Origin of the sequence: Niastella sp. (genome assembly GCF_045805085.1) — a bacterium.
Taxonomy (GTDB): Bacteria; Bacteroidota; Bacteroidia; order Chitinophagales; family Chitinophagaceae; genus Niastella.
On the sequence record NZ_JBJMLX010000327.1, the window covers coordinates 20,947 to 38,640 of the forward strand.

At 45.7% G+C, this 17,694-nt stretch carries 14 protein-coding genes; 10 read left to right on the top strand and 4 right to left on the bottom strand.

What is annotated here, in order from left to right:
* Window positions 1-169 precede the first annotated feature (169 nt).
* Window positions 170-1,489: a hemolysin family protein gene (locus tag ACJ751_RS17185; protein ID WP_407746751.1), complete on the bottom strand. Its 1,320-nt coding sequence runs from the start codon at window positions 1,487-1,489 to the stop codon at window positions 170-172.
* A 21-nt stretch (window positions 1,490-1,510) separates the two neighbouring features.
* A complete protein-coding gene (locus ACJ751_RS17190) occupies window positions 1,511-2,119 on the bottom strand; it encodes a phosphatase PAP2 family protein (RefSeq protein ID WP_407746752.1) in 609 nt (202 codons plus the stop codon).
* A 127-nt stretch (window positions 2,120-2,246) separates the two neighbouring features.
* Here ACJ751_RS17190 and ACJ751_RS17195 point away from each other — a divergent pair, with 127 nt between their 5' ends.
* Window positions 2,247-4,154 (top strand): LTA synthase family protein, encoded by a 1,908-nt coding sequence (locus ACJ751_RS17195; RefSeq protein ID WP_407746753.1) that lies wholly within the window; start codon window positions 2,247-2,249, stop codon window positions 4,152-4,154.
* Window positions 4,155-4,157: 3 nt separating this feature from the next.
* Here the strand turns inward: ACJ751_RS17195 and ACJ751_RS17200 are convergent, their stop codons facing one another.
* Window positions 4,158-4,904 (bottom strand): class I SAM-dependent methyltransferase, encoded by a 747-nt coding sequence (locus ACJ751_RS17200; protein WP_407746754.1) that lies wholly within the window; start codon window positions 4,902-4,904, stop codon window positions 4,158-4,160.
* 293 nt (window positions 4,905-5,197) lie between these two features.
* Here ACJ751_RS17200 and glmM point away from each other — a divergent pair, with 293 nt between their 5' ends.
* The 4 genes from glmM to ACJ751_RS17220 all read left to right on the top strand — a co-directional run bounded on the left by glmM (window position 5,198) and on the right by ACJ751_RS17220 (window position 10,925).
* Window positions 5,198-6,577 carry a phosphoglucosamine mutase gene (glmM, locus tag ACJ751_RS17205; RefSeq protein ID WP_407746755.1) on the top strand — a complete coding sequence of 460 codons (1,380 nt, stop codon included), beginning with the start codon at window positions 5,198-5,200 and terminating at the stop codon, window positions 6,575-6,577.
* A gap of 163 nt (window positions 6,578-6,740) precedes the next feature.
* The gene (locus ACJ751_RS17210) at window positions 6,741-7,880 is read left to right on the top strand and encodes a cysteine desulfurase family protein (RefSeq protein WP_407746756.1); all 1,140 of its coding nucleotides are present in this window, start codon (window positions 6,741-6,743) and stop codon (window positions 7,878-7,880) included.
* Between the two features lie 105 nt (window positions 7,881-7,985).
* Entirely contained in the window at window positions 7,986-9,491 is a 1,506-nt protein-coding gene (locus ACJ751_RS17215; RefSeq protein WP_407746757.1) for a gluconokinase, read from the top strand.
* 246 nt (window positions 9,492-9,737) lie between these two features.
* A complete protein-coding gene (locus tag ACJ751_RS17220; protein ID WP_407746758.1) occupies window positions 9,738-10,925 on the top strand; it encodes a DUF1624 domain-containing protein in 1,188 nt (395 codons plus the stop codon).
* 4 nt (window positions 10,926-10,929) lie between these two features.
* Here ACJ751_RS17220 and mutS read toward each other — a convergent pair whose 3' ends face one another.
* Window positions 10,930-13,551: a DNA mismatch repair protein MutS gene (gene mutS / locus ACJ751_RS17225; RefSeq protein ID WP_407746759.1), complete on the bottom strand. Its 2,622-nt coding sequence runs from the start codon at window positions 13,549-13,551 to the stop codon at window positions 10,930-10,932.
* A 409-nt stretch (window positions 13,552-13,960) separates the two neighbouring features.
* On the opposite strand from mutS, the gene ACJ751_RS17230 reads away from it, so the two are divergent.
* The 5 genes from ACJ751_RS17230 (at window position 13,961) to ACJ751_RS17250 (ending at window position 17,689) form a co-directional block, all read left to right on the top strand.
* Complete coding sequence (locus ACJ751_RS17230; protein WP_407746760.1) at window positions 13,961-14,500, top strand: RNA methyltransferase; 540 nt, start codon at window positions 13,961-13,963, stop codon at window positions 14,498-14,500.
* 135 nt (window positions 14,501-14,635) lie between these two features.
* Window positions 14,636-15,595, top strand: coding sequence for a UbiA-like polyprenyltransferase (locus ACJ751_RS17235; RefSeq protein ID WP_407746761.1), 960 nt, complete (start codon window positions 14,636-14,638; stop codon window positions 15,593-15,595).
* Entirely contained in the window at window positions 15,595-16,008 is a 414-nt protein-coding gene (gene ruvX / locus ACJ751_RS17240) for a Holliday junction resolvase RuvX (protein ID WP_407746762.1), read from the top strand. Before ACJ751_RS17235 ends, ruvX begins: the two co-directional genes overlap by 1 nt.
* Before the next feature lie 151 nt (window positions 16,009-16,159).
* Window positions 16,160-16,738 (top strand): peptide deformylase, encoded by a 579-nt coding sequence (gene def / locus ACJ751_RS17245; RefSeq protein ID WP_407746763.1) that lies wholly within the window; start codon window positions 16,160-16,162, stop codon window positions 16,736-16,738.
* 9 nt (window positions 16,739-16,747) lie between these two features.
* The gene (locus tag ACJ751_RS17250; RefSeq protein ID WP_407746764.1) at window positions 16,748-17,689 is read left to right on the top strand and encodes a hypothetical protein; all 942 of its coding nucleotides are present in this window, start codon (window positions 16,748-16,750) and stop codon (window positions 17,687-17,689) included.
* Window positions 17,690-17,694: the final 5 nt, after the last annotated feature.

A 17,694-nucleotide genomic window follows, 5' to 3' on the forward strand; every position in this document is an offset into this window, starting at 1 on the left:
AAAGCAACTTCTATGCTGAAAGCTTCTTTCTTGTCTCCCGGCTCCTTTATCAACACTATCAACCTCGTCAACTCTATCAACCTTTCCCTTCTCACCGAAAACGCCTCACTTCAATCCCTTGTTAACCCGTCAACTTGTTAACTGGTTAACTGGTCAACTCGTCAACTGATCAACCAACCTCATCTTCCTCCGGCCCATCCTCCATATCCTCCAATATATCTTCCGAAGCAGTAACCAACACCTTGTCTATCCGCTGCGCATCCATATCAATGATCTCGAACTGAAAACCCTTCCACTCCATGGTATCGCCGATGTGCGGAATGCGTTCGAGCTGGTGCAGGATGAACCCCGCCAGGGTATCAAACTCCTGTTCCACCTCACTCATCCATTCCGCTTTGTAAAAGTGGCTCAGAAAATTATAGAAAGGTATTTGCGCATCAACCAGGTACGACCCGTCTTTGCGTTTTACAATTTCGTAATCATCATCGTCTGGCTGCGGCATTTCACCAACCAGGGCCGTTAAGATGTCGTTTAAGGTGATCATTCCCTGCAGGCTGCCATATTCATCAACAATAAAGCAGGAGGGTACCCGCTGTTGTTTAAACCGTTCCAGCAGGCGGTACGCCGTAATGTTCTCCGGTACAAACAGGGCCGGTTTCATAATTGACTTAAAAGCCAGGAAATCGTTGGTAACGTACAGGTCTTTTAAGCTCACAATGCCTTTGATATTATCGAGGTCTTTATCACAAATGGGATAAACTGAGTGCGGCTCATCGATGATCTTGCCGCGAATGGAATCTTCTGTATCGTTCAGGTCGAACCAGATGATATCACTTCGGTGGGTCATTAACGAAGTGATGTTGCGATCGCTGAGGTGGAATACCCGCTCAATGATCTCCTGTTCTACTTCCTCAATAGCGCCCTGTTCGGTGCCTTCGCTGATGATGGCTTTAATTTCCTCTTCCGTAACGTTGTTGTCTGCCGTTGATTTAACGTTCAGGATCTTCAGGAACAGGTTGCTGGTTTTATTCAGCAGCCACACAAAGGGATGGGTAGCTTTGGAAAAATACAACACCGGCAGGGCCACAATGCGGGCAATTTTTTCGGCTTTTATCAGGCCAATCCGTTTAGGAATCAATTCACCAAATACTATTGAAAGAAAAGTAACGATAATGACAATGATAGTAGTGGAAATAGGCTGGGCGTAGGGTTGGATGATCTCAATTTTTTGAAGAGAAGGTTCCAGGTACTTGCCGAAACGTTCGCCTGAGTACACACCCGTAAGGATGGCAATCAGGGTAATCCCGATCTGTGCCGCCGATAAAAACAATTCCGGGTTATTAGCCAGGTCCAGGGCCTTGCGGGCGGTTTCGTCGCCTTTGTTGGCCATGTTTTCCAACCGGGATTTTCGAACCGATACCAGGGCTATTTCCGACATTACAAATAAACCATTCAAAAAGATCAACGCCAATAATATAAAAATTTCCATTAGCCGGGTGGTTTGGTTTAACTAAGATACTGTAAGCATTCCTATTCGCTTATGAAATAGTTTGCTTAACACAAGACCTATTCCGCAACCCAGGAGCGCTCCGCAAAATACATCAAAAGGGTAATGCACCCCCACATAAACCTGGGTATAAGCGATAATAAACGCCCAAACGAAGAAAAGATTGGCCCATTTGCCCATTACAGGCCGTAAGGTGGCAAAAAAGAACATGGCCTGGGCAAAATGATTGGTAGCATGGGATGAGGTAAAGCTGGAGCTGCCCGGACAATAATTTATAAAAAACCGCAATTGAGGTCCAAGCGCTTCGTCGCGGCATGGTCTTGTGCGCCAGATAACTTGTTTTATTACCTGGCTGCTGATGAGGTCGCTCAGGGCCGCGCATAGCACAACGCCCATAACCCACCACCAACCTTTTATGCCGAAATTGGTTGTTACAAACAATAAAAGGAACAAATACAGGGGAACCCATGTTAATGTTTCCCTCACAAAAGGTAAAACCGTGTCGAAAAACGAGTTGCCCCAGTCCTGGTTGATATGGGTAATAAGCCAGGTATCAACGGGCTGAATTAGTTGCCAGAATGTTAAGAGGCAGGCGGGTGGATCAACAATCATAATTACAAAAATAAAAAACTATAATTTTACGCCTTATTTTCTTATTTCACTACATATGTCGAATATTCCTAAACTGACCCGTTGGATCTTTTGGACTGGATTGATTTTCCTTGCTTTATTCACGTTCATGAGGCTTGGGTTATATTTTTTTAGTAACCAGCAAAGTTATGGCCTTGGCCAATTGGGCGGCGCTTTTTTCCTGGGTCTCAGGTACGATTTAAGAATGATCTCCATATTGTTGGTGCCTATGCTCATTTTGGGCAGCATTCCGGCCTTGCACCCTTTTACCAGTAAACGGGGTAAAAAGTTCTGGATGACGATCCTCGGCATTGCCGTCGTATTCGCGCTTTTTTTCTTTGCGGTAGACTTTGCCCATTATGCCTACCTGGAGCAACGCCTGAATGCCAGCGCCCTGAATTACCTGGAAGATGCAAAGATCTCCATGGGCATGGTATGGCAATCGTATCCCATTGTACGCCTGGTGCTGGGCATATTACTGATGGCAGCCCTGTTGATATGGATATTCAACCGCATGCACAGATCGGTGAGTAAACAAACTTATACCGGAACAAAACGCAGCCGCATCATTTTCTTTATCGGAAGCTTTTTAGTGTGCGGGTTTTTCATTTTTGGCCGGTTGGCTCAATACCCGTTACGCTGGAGCGATGCTTTTGCACTGGGAGGCGATTATAAAGCCGGTCTGGCGTTGAACCCCTTTGAAAGTTTTTTCAGCACGCTGAAATTCAGACATAGCAGTTATGATGAAAAGAAAGTAAAGGAACTGGCCCCGGTGATCGGCAACAATTTACATTTTACGCCGTCAACCGATCCGTTGAGTTTTGCCCGCATGGTGGCGCCGCGGCCAGGTGCGCTTACCTCACGGCCCAATATTGTGCTGGTGATCTGCGAATCTTTCAGCGCCTACAAAAGTTCCATGTTTGGCAATCCGCTGAACACCACGCCTTTCTTTGACAGTTTATGCCGCCAGGGTGTTTTCTTTGACCGCTGTTTTACGCCTACCTATGGCACCGCCCGTGGTGTATGGGCAACCATTACCGGTACGCCCGATGTGGAAATGCCAAAAACAGCCAGCCGCAACCCGAGCATGGTAGATCAGCATACCATCATCAATAATTTTAATGGTTACGATAAATTCTATTTTCTGGGCGGTAGCACCAGCTGGGCCAATATCCGGGGGGTGCTGACCAATAATATCGATAGCCTGCATTTGTACGAGCAGGATGATTATACCGCAAAGAAGATCGATGTGTGGGGCATTAGTGATAAGAACCTGTTCCTGGAGGCCAATAAGATACTGGCCAAACAGGAAAAGCCATTCTTCGCCATTATTCAAACGGCCGATAACCACCGGCCTTATACGATCCCGGAAGAAGACCAGGCTGAATTTAAAAAGGCGCAGTATCCGTACGATTCATTGACCAAATTCGGATTTGAGTCGAACGATGAAATGAACGCCTTCCGCTATACTGATTTTGGTTACCGCAAATTCATAGAGGCCGCCCGTAAAGAAAAGTATTATAATAACACAGTATTTGTTTTTGTGGGTGACCATGGTATTGTTGGTAATGCAGATGGGTTGTTCCCTCATGCCTGGACAGCCCAACGGTTAAATACCATGCATGTGCCCCTGTTGTTTTATGCCCCTGGTTTACTGGCGCCGCAACGGATCCATAACATCAGCTCACAGGTTGATGTTATGCCTACCATTGCCGGGCTGAGTAATATCCCTTACAAAAACGGCACCCTCGGCAAAGATCTGCTTGACTCCGCCACTACTGGTTTTGCATTTGTTTTTGACCCCGATAACAGTATGACGGGTGTAGTAAAAGGTGAGTATTTATACCGCAAACAATTGGTGACTAAAAAAGAAGAACTGGTTTCCATCATCAATAACGATCCTGTTCCTAACGATGCCGCACATGCCGCCATTATGCACGACATGGGTGTTTTGACAGATGCGCTTTATGAAACCGCGAAGTATATGCTATTAAATAATAAAAAAGCTGGTAAGTAATTATCAGCTTTTCTTTTCAGCGATCATAATCATCTGGGGAGAATACTTAACATCATACGCATTCAGGTTATAATCGCCATACACCTCTTTTAATTGAAGATGGTAATAGGCGAGCATGTCGTTGAAATCGCCCAGGGAGAATTTAGAAACCTTTTCAGTAAACTCCAGCGGCGCTTCCAGGGACTCATCTTCAATTTCTATCTTCTTATAAAAATGCGTTTCATCGTACCATTTGGTAAGGTAATAAGTGACGTCGTCAATCACTTTCTCCTGTTTGTGCACCAGGTGGTCTTCGGCATAGTGAACATTCAGGTAATCGATCACAATAGTGCCTTTGGGTTTTAAAGCATTGGCAATGGTTCTGATGGCATTGTAGTGTTCGCGTTCGGTTCTGAAATAACCGAAGCTGGTAAAGAAGTTAAAGGCGTAGTCGAAATAATTTATCCAGAAGGGCAGCCGCATGTCATGTTCATAAAAATGCAGGTGACTGTTTTCCTGCGCTTTGGCAATGGCAATGCTGGAGGGGGCCAGGTCAATACCCGTAACATCAAAACCGTGTGCAGCCAGTAATTTCGAATGACGGCCACGACCACAGGCAACGTCGAGTAACCGGGCATGTTCGGGTACGCTCAATTTATTCAGCAGCCTGGTAATAAATGCAGATGCTTCTTTTTCGTCGTGTTCAAAATATAATTTATGATAGTAAGGAGAATTGAACCACTCCTTAAACCAGGTGCTGCTGTTGAACATGAAGGCCAAAAATTTAAGCAAAAGTAGGGGAGTAAATCAAGATATTATCAGGCAGGTACAAGGGATTATACATACATCCTACTATTATTAAATGTAAAAATTAACCCATAATTAATTGAAAAGGTGGTTTTTATTCATTCTTTTCCACATGTTGTCCCTCATATTTAAAATGTCTTTAATTTTCGCTTATCTTCACTTTTCTGATCCCCATCCTATAAATACCCTAATCCGGTAGTCCCTGCTAACAGCCAAACACTTATTTTTGTAATTATTACTGATAAACCCTGTTTATTGTGGCATTGATTAAAAGTATATCTGGCATTCGTGGAACGATCGGAGGTAAAACCGGAGAAAATCTCACTCCCCTTGATGTGGTAAAATTTTCCGCCGCCTTTGGTAGTTGGTTGCTTGAAAAAGGTTCAGGCAATAAAATTGTTATCGGCCGCGATGGCCGGATCAGCGGCGCTATGGTGCAGCAACTAGTAGTGAATACACTAACGGGGCTGGGCATAGATGTAGTTGATATCGGACTTTCTACCACGCCTACGGTTGAATTGGCAGTGGTATGGGAAAAAGCTGCCGGTGGTATTATTATTACTGCCAGTCATAATGCTAAAGAATGGAATGCATTAAAGCTGTTGAATAAAAACGGCGAATTCATCAGTGCTGCCGACGGTGCGCTGGTGCTGGAAAAAGCAGAAAAAGAAGATTTCAATTTCGTATCTGTTGACAAGCTGGGTTCTTATACTGAAAACAACACATACATTCAAAAACACATAGATACTATTGTAAACTATCCCCTGGTTGATGTGGAAGGCATTCGCCTGAAAAATTATAAAGTGGTGGTAGATGTGGTGAACTCAACCGGTGCATTGGCTATTCCGCCATTATTAAAAGCATTGGGTGTTGAAAATGTAATTGTGCTTAATGAAGAGATCACCGGCAAATTTGCACACAATCCCGAACCATTGCCGGAAAACCTAACGGCATTAAGCGCTGCGGTGCGTAACAATAAAGCCGACATTGGTATTGCGGTTGACCCTGATGTAGACAGGCTGTGTTTTGTTTGTGAAGATGGCAGCATGTTTGGCGAGGAATATACGCTGGTGGCTGTTGCTGACTATGTGCTCAGCAAAAAAGTGGGCAATACGGTGAGCAATATGAGCAGCACCAAAGCATTGAAAGAGATCACCATCAAACATGGCGGACAATACTATCCTTCTGCTGTTGGCGAAGTGAACGTAGTAAATAGAATGAAGGAGACGGAAGCCGTAATAGGCGGTGAAGGCAACGGTGGTATTATTGTACCTGACCTGCATTATGGCCGCGATGCGCTCATTGGCATTGGTTTGTTCCTGAGTTCACTGGCTACCCATAAAAATGGTATCCGCTCATTCAGGACGCGTTACCCCGATTATTTTATCTCGAAGAATAAAATTGAACTACAGACCAGCATCGATGTAAAAGAGGTTTTCGAGAAGATCAAAACAAAATATAAGAACCAGCCAATAAATACTGAAGACGGTTTAAAGATAGAATTCGATAGCGACTGGGTTCACTTACGTACGTCGAACACAGAACCTATTATTCGTATTTATGCCGAAAGCAGTTTTGAAACTACGGCTAATAATATAGCGCTCCGGTTAATGCACGACATCAAGGAATTTATGTAGTTATTAAATAATTTCAGCCAAACAAGGTGAATTATTGAACAATTGATGGTCAGCAGCTGTTTTTGATAGGGTGCGTGTAATTCAAGCTTTTTAGGATCTCTATTCAAATATTTTATTCAATTTTGCTCCGCTCCGGCGGGGCATTTTTTTTAAATACAACTACATGGCGAATCAGCCTGCACGAATATATTTTGATAATGCTGCCACCACATCGCTCGATCCGGTGGTGCTGGAAGCCATGATGCCCTATTTTACCGAAAAGTTTGGCAACCCTTCTTCTATTTATTCTTACGGACGGGAAACCCGCCTGGCTATTGAAAATGCCCGTAAATCGGTGGCCAAGATCCTCCATGCTCATCCGGCAGAAATATTCTTTACCTCGGGCGGAACCGAAAGTTCCAACACAGCCATCAACGCAGCTATTAACGACCTGGGTTGCCGGCATATTATTTCTTCGCCTATAGAGCACCACGCAACTTTGCACACGGTTGAACATTTGGTTCACAAGGGTGAGGTTACTTTGAGCGAAGTAAAACTGTTGCCCGATGGTCATGTTGATCTGGAAGACCTGGAGCGCCTGCTGGCCAACAGTACGAAGAAATGCCTGGTTACGCTTATGCACGCCAATAATGAAATTGGCAATATGCTCGACCTGCATGCCGTAGGCAACCTGTGCAAAAAGTATGACGCCATCTTTCATTCCGATACAGTGCAAACGGTAGGGCATTTTCCCTTCGACCTGCGTAATACTCCGGTGCATTTTATTACCGGCGCAGGCCATAAGTTCCATGGGCCTAAAGGCGTGGGAATATTATATGTAAATGAAAATGTAAGAATAAAACCATACATCCATGGCGGTGCGCAGGAGCGCAATATGCGGGCAGGAACCGAAAACCTGTACGGCATTGTTGGGTTTGCCAAGGCGCTGGAACTGGCTACCGAACGCTATGAGGCCGACAGCAACTATATACAGGGATTGAAGATATATATGATGGAACAGGTGAAAACGGCGGTGCCTGAAGCTGCTTTCAATGGCGATCCGTTGGGCCGAAGCCTGTATACGGTGCTGAGCGTTTCATTTCCCATGACAGAGAAATCGGAAATGATCTTATTTAACCTGGATATAAATAACATTTGCGTAAGCGGCGGCAGCGCCTGCACCAGCGGGGCCATACAGGGCTCGCATGTTATTGCCGCAGTCAATAACGATCCCAACCGGGTAACTGTACGTTTCTCCTTCAGTAAACACAATACCAAAGAAGAGATTGATTTTGTTGTAGCGAAACTGAAAGAAATGATCTAGGCTTTTAGATCGCTTACAACCGGCCCGCTTTTTTTAATACAAGCCGTTTTATATACCCTCCGTGCGAAAAATCTTTTAACTTACCGGTAAAATCCAGTTTGTCATATGGATGTTATCATAGGCGTTGATATAGGAACATCAGGCACCAAGGCGATTGCATTTACCAGCGAGGGAAATGTTACCGGTAATGCGTATGTGTCGTATAACCCGCTGGTAGGGGCGCCCGGCTATCATGAGCTGGACCCCGAAGTGCTGTTCAATGCCGTAATGACCTGTATTGAACAGGTAGTAAAAGGTGTATCGGCACCCATAGCGGGCGTTAGCTTCAGCGCCGCTATGCACAGCCTGATTGCAGTAGACGTTAATGGCGAACCGCTTACCAACGTTATTACCTGGGCTGATGCCCGCAGCGCCGGATATGCGGAAGCATTAAAACAATCACCTGCCGATAAGGATATCTATCGCCAAACCGGCACCCCGGTTCATCCCATGTCGCCTTTATGCAAGATCATGTGGTTGCGTGATAACCAGTCGCACATTTTTGCAGTTACGCATAAATTTATTTCCATCAAGGAGTTTGTTTTTTACCGGTTCTTCAATCAATACCTGGTTGATCATTCCGTTGCATCTGCTACCGGGTTGTTTGATATTTATAAAAAGACCTGGTATGCACCGGCGCTGCAGGCCGCCGGTATTACCAGTGATAAATTATCACAACCTGTCTCTGCTACTTATATCGTAAAAGGACTGGCGGCAAAATATGCCAAACAGTTGGGCATAGATGCCAACACCCCTTTTATCATTGGCGCCAGCGATGGTTGTCTGGCTAACCTGGGCAGTAATGCCACCCACCCCGGCGATCTGTCGGTAACCATTGGCACCAGTGGGGCTGTGCGCATGATTGCCAGCGAACCGGCCTATGATAAACAGGAACGCATCTTCAACTATATACTTACCGATGAGTTGTATGTATCAGGCGGCGCCATCAACAATGGCGTGGTGGTGTTAAAATGGTATACAGAACATTTTTTGAAAAAGCCGTTTTCAAGCGGGGGCGATCTGAGCTGGTTTGTACAACAGGCAGCGCAGGCGCCGGCCGGTGCTGATGGATTGCTTTTTCTGCCTTATATTTTGGGTGAACGCGCGCCGGTTTGGGATGCCAGTGCCAAAGGTGTTTTTGTAGGGGTGCATAGCGGCCATACGCAAGCGCATTTTATGCGTGCCATTATAGAAGGAATTAATTACGCATTATGCCAGGTAGCTGCATCGGTGCAGGAGACAGTAGGGGCCATACAACATATTTATGCCAGCGGTGGTTTTATCAACTCGCCTTTATGGTTACAATGGTTAACCGATTTGTTTGGAAGAGAGATCAACCTCATTAATAGTGATGATGCTTCCTCCGTAGGCGCTGCTATCCTGGGTTTTCAGGCATTGGGTATTATGAATGCCAGTGAAACGACCCGGATTTTCCACATTCAGCAACAATATAACCCCAATGAGGCGTTGCATGCACGCTATCAACTGTATTATAAAGTATATGCAGGTCTTTATAATAAGTTAAAAGATGATTTTCAAACGCTGAATAGCATACGCCTGTCTGGCCTTTAACATTTTATTTAAGTTATCAGGCACAACTGGCACTATTTTTTGAACTACTATGCCTGAAGGTTGCACAACTCTGCCTTCAATCGCTGTGGTTAAGTTAAAACAAATCATTCGCCGCTGGCGGATGAGTCAGCGGCCCCCGATAAGTCGGAGGCCGCTTTTTATATAAGCTCGCTGCCGTTAAACCCAAATTCCCCGCTTTTATAAGGATTATGTGTAAATTGAAGCGAATCCCTTAATAAAGCCAGTATGGACCAACTACCTGCAGTAAAAAAGCGGATACAGTCAATTGACGTATTACGCGGCATTGTGATGATCATTATGGCGCTTGACCACGTGCGGGACTATTTTCATAATGATGCTTTTCAACATGATCCACTCGATCCTGCCACCACCACACCGTTGTTATTTTTTACCCGTTTTATCACGCATTTTTGTGCGCCAACTTTTGTGTTCCTGGCCGGCACCTCGGCCTACCTGATAGGATTACAAAAAACAAAGGCGGCGCTCAGCAGTTTTTTATTAAAGCGGGGATTGTGGCTGATCCTGATCGAGATGGTTGTAATATCATTGGCCTGGACCTTTAACCCACTCTATAATACGATCATCTTCCAGGTTATTTGGGCCATTGGCATCAGTATGGTGTTGCTGGGGCTGGCAGTACGGTTGCCCTATGGAGTTATTTTTGCCATTGGCGCTTTAATTGTACTGGGTCATAATTCACTCGACTATCCCGAGGCAGCCCATAACCATACTGTACCTTTTATCTGGGACCTGTTGCACGATGCGCGGTTTGATAACTATACTTTTGCACCCAGGCATTCCCTGGTCATTGCTTATGCCTTTGCGCCCTGGACGGGCATAATGTTCATGGGGTATTGTGCCGGTAAATTATTTGCGCCAACTGTTGATACCATAAAAAGACAAAAAGCACTGGTATCGATAGGGCTGGGGCTGATCGTTATGTTTGTAGCATTGAGGTTGTTAAATGGGTATGGCAATCCATTACCCTGGACACCGCAACAAACCGGCATGGCCACCTTTCTGTCGTTCATGAATGTGCACAAGTATCCACCTTCTTTAATGTATGCCTGCATTACACTGGGGCCTTCTCTTATTATGCTGGCTTTGCTGGAGAATGTGCAGAACCGCTTTACCGACTTTGTGAAGGTGTTTGGGCGGGTGCCATTCTTTTACTACGTGCTCCATCTTTACCTGATCCATATACTAACGGTAATTGCCTTTTATGTTTCAGGATATGGCGCCAAAGACATTGTTAGCCCATCACCCTTCCTGTTCAGACCCATACAATTTGGCTATAGCTTGGGCGTAGTATATTTGATCTGGGCTTTTGTTATATTGGCATTGTACCCCTTGTGCCGTTGGTATAATAAATATAAAAGCACGCATAGTCAGTGGTGGCTGAGTTATTTATAAGAACCTATTTTACCAGGTTTTTTATTTCGTTCAGCTTTAAAAGCGCTTCTACGGGCGTTAAGCGGTTAATGTCGATGTCATGGAGCATTTTCCTAATGTCCCCAAAGGTTTCGCTGTGGGCGTCAAAGATCGAAAGCTGTACTTTCTGGCTGGCGATCTCCTTTACCTGGTCTTGCAGTTTGTTTTGAACGTTGGCAGTAGGTTGGTCTTCGTGCTTTTTCTCCAGCACTTTTAAGATCTCGTTGGCCCGGTCGATGAGGACAGGAGGCATGCCGGCCATTTTGGCCACATGAATACCAAAGCTGTGGGTGCTGCCACCGGGAGCCAGCTTGCGCAGGAAGATGATCTTGTTACCAATCTCTTTATTGGTGATGTGAAAGTTCTTTATACGGGGCAGTTTGTTTTCCAGCTCATTCAGTTCGTGGTAATGGGTGGCAAACAAAGTTTTGGGTGCATGCGGGCTTTGGTGCAGGTATTCAGCAATGCTCCAGGCAATGGAAATACCATCGTAGGTACTGGTGCCACGGCCAATTTCATCGAGCAGGATCAAACTGCGGGAAGAAATGTTATTGATGATGCTGGCCGTTTCATTCATTTCCACCATGAAGGTACTTTCGCCGCCGCTTAAATTATCGGAAGCGCCTACCCGGGTAAATATTTTATCAGTAAGTGGAATGCGTGCAGCGGTAGCCGGTACAAAGCTGCCCATATGCGCCATCAGCGTAATCAGCGCGGTTTGACGTAAGATGGCGCTTTTACCGCTCATGTTGGGTCCGGTAAGAATGATAACCTGTTGCGAAGCCGGTTCCAGGAATACATCATTGGAAATATACGGTTCGCCTGCGGGCAAATTGCGTTCTATCACCGGATGGCGGCTTTCTTTCAGCTCCAGCACACCATCCTCGTGCAGCTCAGGTTTTTTGTAATTAAAATGCAGGGCATTGTGCGCAAAACACAACAGGCAATCGAGTATGGCCAGTACATTCCCATTCACCTGCATGGGGGCAATGTAGTCCTGTAATTCCAGCAACAGCTTTTCATAAATATCCAGCTCAATGGCCAGGATCTTTTCTTCAGCCCCGGTTATCTTTTCCTCGTATTCCTTCAGCTCGGTGGTAATGTACCTTTCCGCATTGGCCAGGGTTTGCTTGCGCATCCATTCGGTTGGAACCTTGCTTTTGTGCGAATTGGTTACTTCCAGGTAATAACCAAATACGTTGTTGAAACCGATCTTTAAAGAAGAGATCCCTGTTTTCTCCGATTCCTTTTGTTGCAACTGCACCAGGTATTCCTTGCCATTGGTAGCAATATTACGCAGCTCATCCAGTTCGGCGTGAATGCCGGGTTGAATGGCGCCGCCCTTGGACACCATAGCGGGCGGATTGTCAATGATCTCTTTGGTGATCTTTTCTTCAATATAGCGGCAGCCGTTCAACGAATCGGCCAGCCGTTTCAGGTATTCGCTTTCAGTATTGCTGCAGATCTGTTTAATTTCTTCAATATGCCGTAAGCCCCGGGCTATTTGCAGCACTTCGCGCGGGTTTATCTTTTTCAGTGGGATCTTGCTCACCAGCCGCTCGATATCGCCGCATTGTTTTATATGTTGGATCAGTTTATTGCGCAGGTCAACTTCTTTGATAAAGAACTCAACCAGCTCCAGGCGTTCATTTATTCGGTTGATGTCTTTTAAGGGTAACAGGATCCAGCGTTTCAGCAAACGGGCGCCCATAGGCGATACCGTATTGTCGAGCACCTTGTGCAGGTTGTTACCATCACCATGACCAGTGCTGATCAACTCCAGGTTGCGGATGGTGAAGCGGTCCATCCACAGGTAATCGTCGCGGTCGATGCGCTGAATGCTGGTGATGTGTTGCAGGTTGGGGTGCTCGGTATCTTTCAGGTAATGTAGTACCGCACCGGCGGCCACAATGCCCAGGTGCATTTCTTCAACCCCAAACCCTTTCAGTGAATGTGTATTGAAATGTTTCAGCAGGCTTTCGTTCGCATAAGGCCCGTCGAAGATCCAGCTTTCCATGGTGTAGGTATAGAAGCGGGAACCAAACACCTCTTTGAAATGCTTTTGAAAGCTGCGCTGAAAAATTACTTCAGCCGGCTTCAGCGTTTGCAATAGTTTATCGATGTATTCAGAATTGCCTTCGGCAACAAAGAATTCACCGGTTGAAATATCAAGGAACGCAATACCTGCCTGGTCTTCGGTAAAATGAATACCGGCCAGGAAGTTGTTGCTGTTATGCTCCAGCATTTTATCGTTGGTGGCAACCCCGGGCGTCACCAGTTCGGTAACACCCCGTTTCACAATGCCTTTAGCAGCTTTGGGGTCTTCCAGTTGATCGCAGATGGCCACGCGGTAACCGGCCCGCACCAGTTTGTGCAGGTAGGTATCGAGGGCATGATGGGGGAACCCCGCCAGTTCACTGCTGAAGGCGGCGCCATTGTTCCGTTTGGTAAGGGTAATACCCAGCACCTGCGAAGCCACTACAGCGTCCTCGCCAAAAGTTTCGTAAAAATCACCAACTCTAAACAGCAGTACAGCATCGGGGTAGCGTTGTTTGATAGCCCGGTGTTGTTGCATTAAAGGAGTTTCTGTAGTAGCAGCTTTTGACATGGGGGCAAATATAAATTGTTTGGTTACCGTTTTGAAAAGCCGTTTAGGGGATGTGGGTAAATTGGGGGCAAGTTGAGGGGTGATAAGTTAACAAGTTGACCAGTTAACCAGTTGACCAGGAAGAAAGAGCTGTAGGTAATAAAGCAGACAGTTGATAGCGTTGACTGGGTTGATATAGTTGATAAAGAAAGGGCTGGCGAGTTGTGAGTTGTCAGTAGTGAGTGGGGCTCCTATTTTTCAGACATCTAAAAATGTCCGCTGCCTCGCGATAGCGCATGCTTCTTGGCCGCGTCGCGGCATTTCTGCCTTCTGCCCTCTGCCTTCTGCCGTTTTCACCACTGCCGACTGCCTTTTCTCCCTTTGCCTTTTGCCCTCTGCCCTTTGCCTTTTTCAACTTACCTTTGCCGCCATGCGTAAGCTAAGTATGGACGAATTGAACCGCAAATCGGTTCATGAATTTAAAGAGGCCGAGAAAATGCCTGTTGTGATGGTGCTGGATAATATCCGCAGCATGCACAATGTAGGCAGCGTGTTCCGTACGGCCGACGCTTTTTTATTACGCGGCATTTATTTGTGCGGCTACACGCCCCAACCGCCGCACCGCGATATTCATAAAACTGCCCTGGGCGCTACGGAAACCGTGGAATGGAAATATGCCGGAACAACCGTAGAGGCGGTACAACGATTAAAAGCCGATGGTTACCAGGTGTATGCCATTGAACAGGTGCAGGACAGTATTCCCCTTCATCAATTCGATATGAACCAACACCCGCAGGTGGCTGTTGTATTTGGCAATGAAGTGAGCGGGGTTGACCAGGAAGTGATAAAATTGTGCGATGGCTGTATCGAAATTCCGCAATTAGGTATGAAACATTCCCTGAATATATCAGTAGCGGCGGGTATCGTGTTGTGGGAATTGGTAAGAACCAGGATATCAATTAGCAATTAGCAATCGCAATCGGCAATCGGCAATAATTTCGGGCGCCGCAAGGTTGTTCATTAATCTCAAAAGTCGCGAGCCATTCACGATTCACGATTCACGATTCACGTATTCAATATTCAACATTCAATATTCGACATTATAATGAGCACCGTTAAGAAATACCTCAGCCTGATAAAATTCGCACACACCATTTTCGCCATGCCTTTTGCGCTGATCGGTTTTATGCTGGGCGTATATGCCATGGTAAGCAATGGCCTGGGTGAAGCCCATAAAATGATGGGGCCGCATGGCGAGTCAATAAACACCATTGTCAGGTTCACCCCCAACTATTCCAGCCTAGCCAAATTATTAGGACTGGTTATATTGTGTATGATCTTTGCCCGCAGCGCCGCCATGGCTTTCAACCGATATCTCGACCGGGAATTTGATGCACAGAACCCCCGCACCGCCATCCGCGAAATTCCTGCCGGTATTTTAAAAGCAAACAATGTATTGTGGTTTACTTTTTTTAGTGCCGTGGCATTTATGATCACTACCTGGTTCATCAACCGCATTTGTTTCCTGTTGTCGCCGGTGGCTTTGTTTGTGGTGCTGTTCTATAGCTATACCAAACGGTTCACCCCGCTTTGTCACCTCGTGTTGGGACTGGGTTTATCGCTGGCGCCTATTGGCGCTTACCTCGCCGTGACCGGTGTATTTTCATTGCTGCCCATCCTGTTCTCCTTTACGGTGATCTTTTGGGTAAGCGGGTTCGATATTATTTATGCATTACAAGATGAGGAGTTTGATAAATCGAAACAATTACATTCCATCCCTGCCTGGCTGGGTAAAAAGAAAGGCTTGCGCGTATCGGAGCTGTTGCACGTATTAAGCGCCGCCTGTGTTATAACTGCCGGTGTATATGGGCACTTTCATTGGTTGTACTGGGTAGGTGTGGTGGTGTTTGTGGGAATGCTGTTGTACCAGCATTCCATAGTAAAACCAACCGATCTGCGGCGGGTAAACCTGGCCTTTATGACCGCCAATGGTATTGCCAGTGTGGTGTTTGCTGTATTTGTGATTACTGACCTGGTGATTGCCTATAAAACAATGACTAATTAATGGCCCGCATACTATCTATAGACTACGGCGCAAAACGAACCGGCCTGGCTGTTACCGATCCCCTGCAGATCATTGCCACGGGATTAACAACGGTGGAGACACCAAAGCTTTTCAGGTTCCTGAGAGAATATTTTGCCAAAGAACCGGTGGAACTGATCATCATGGGTGAACCCAAGAATTGGGACGATACCGATACGCATGCCACGCCCCTGGTGAAAAAAGCGGTGGAACGGCTGAAAAGAGAATTTCCCGCCATCCCCGTTAAAATGTGGGATGAACGCTATACTTCCAAAATGGCTTCCCAGGCGATGATTGAAATGGGGTTGAAGAAAAAACAACGTCAAAATAAGGCGTTGGTGGATGAAATTGCCGCCACCATTATATTGCAGGAGTATCTACGTAGTATTAGTTGATTATCAATGAATAAAGGCAGGCCAATGGTCAAATTCTCAGCCTGTTGCCAAAAAATGGGGGACTTGCCATGAAACGGCCATATTCACCATTCACCATTGACGCTTTTTCAAGTACCTTTGCATGCCGATTTTTAAAAACAACTGTTAAAGAATGATATTACCGATCGTAGCATATGGCGCAGATATTTTAAGGAAAGAGGGCAAGGAAATTACGCCCGACTACCCAAACCTGGCAAAACTGATTGAAGATATGTGGGAAACCATGTATGCCAGCAATGGAGTAGGGTTGGCTGCGCCGCAGATCAATAAGGATATCCGTTTATTTGTAATGGACAGTGCGCAGATCTTTGAGAACCAGGAGGAAGATGAAAAAGGGAAATATCCTGATGAACCAGGTACCAAACAGGTATTCATCAACGCCCGCATAAAATCGCTCGATGGTGAAGAATGGGCCTATAATGAAGGCTGCTTAAGCATTCCCAAGATCAGGGAAGATGTAATGCGCAATGAGACCGTAACCCTCACGTACGTTGATGAGAATTTTACGCCGCACGAAAAAACATTCAACGGCATTACCGCCCGTATCATTCTGCACGAATACGACCATATAGAAGGAAAATTATTTATCGATTACCTGAAGCCTTTTAAACGCAAACTGTTGCGTGGAAAACTGGATGATATTTCAAAAGGCAAAGTACGGGCCGACTATAAAATGATCTTTCCTAAATAGTGTACCCATATGCTACCAGCTTGCTGGCGCGTTATAATTTGTTTGTTTATTTCGGGTGAGCTCTATGCCCAGGATACCCTGGTAAAAGTTCAAAACAAACCGGTTATTTTAAAAGAAGTGGTTGTACGCAACAACCTGAATGTGGCTGCTTTTATTGAACGCATAAAGAACGATACTACTTTTTACAAAGCATTCCGTAACCTAAAAGTGCTGGGCTATACCTCCTTGAACGATATTTCGATGTTCGATAAAAAGGAACAGGTAACAGCCTCCCTGCGCAGCCGAACCAAACAGGTGGTGAACCATGGCTGCCGCTATACCCAGGTGCTCGAAGAGCAAACCACGGGCGATATTTACGATAAACACCATCAATTCAACTATTATACAGCCGGCATGTATGCCGGTTTGTTTTTTGCCGTAGATACCATTTGCGGCGAAACCAATATTGTAGGAAGCGCCTCCTTCAGCACCGAAGGCAAAAGCGGACTGGCTAAACACAAAGAACAACTGAAGATGCTGTTCTTTAATCCCGGTAAAAAGATCCCCGGTATTCCTTTTATTGGTAGTAAAGTGGCATTATTCGATGATGACGTGGCCATGCGTTATGATTTCACCATCGATATGAATGAATTTAAAGGGGAAATGTGTTATGTGTTCACCTGTACGCCGCGGGCCGACTTATCAGCAGGTGAAAAAGAGAAAATTGTAGTGAACAACATGACCACCTGGTTCAATATAAATACCTGGGAAATTGTTGCCCGCAACTACGACCTCAGCTACGATGCCGGCGTATACGATTTCAACGTTCGCATGGAAGTTGAAATGGCAAAATTCGGCAACTACCTCGTTCCCAAAGTCCTTCGTTATAATGGAGACTGGAAAGTGATTATGAAAAAAAGAGAGAGGTCTGTGTTTACAGCTACCTTATTTGACTTTACCCCCGCCCCCTAAAGGGA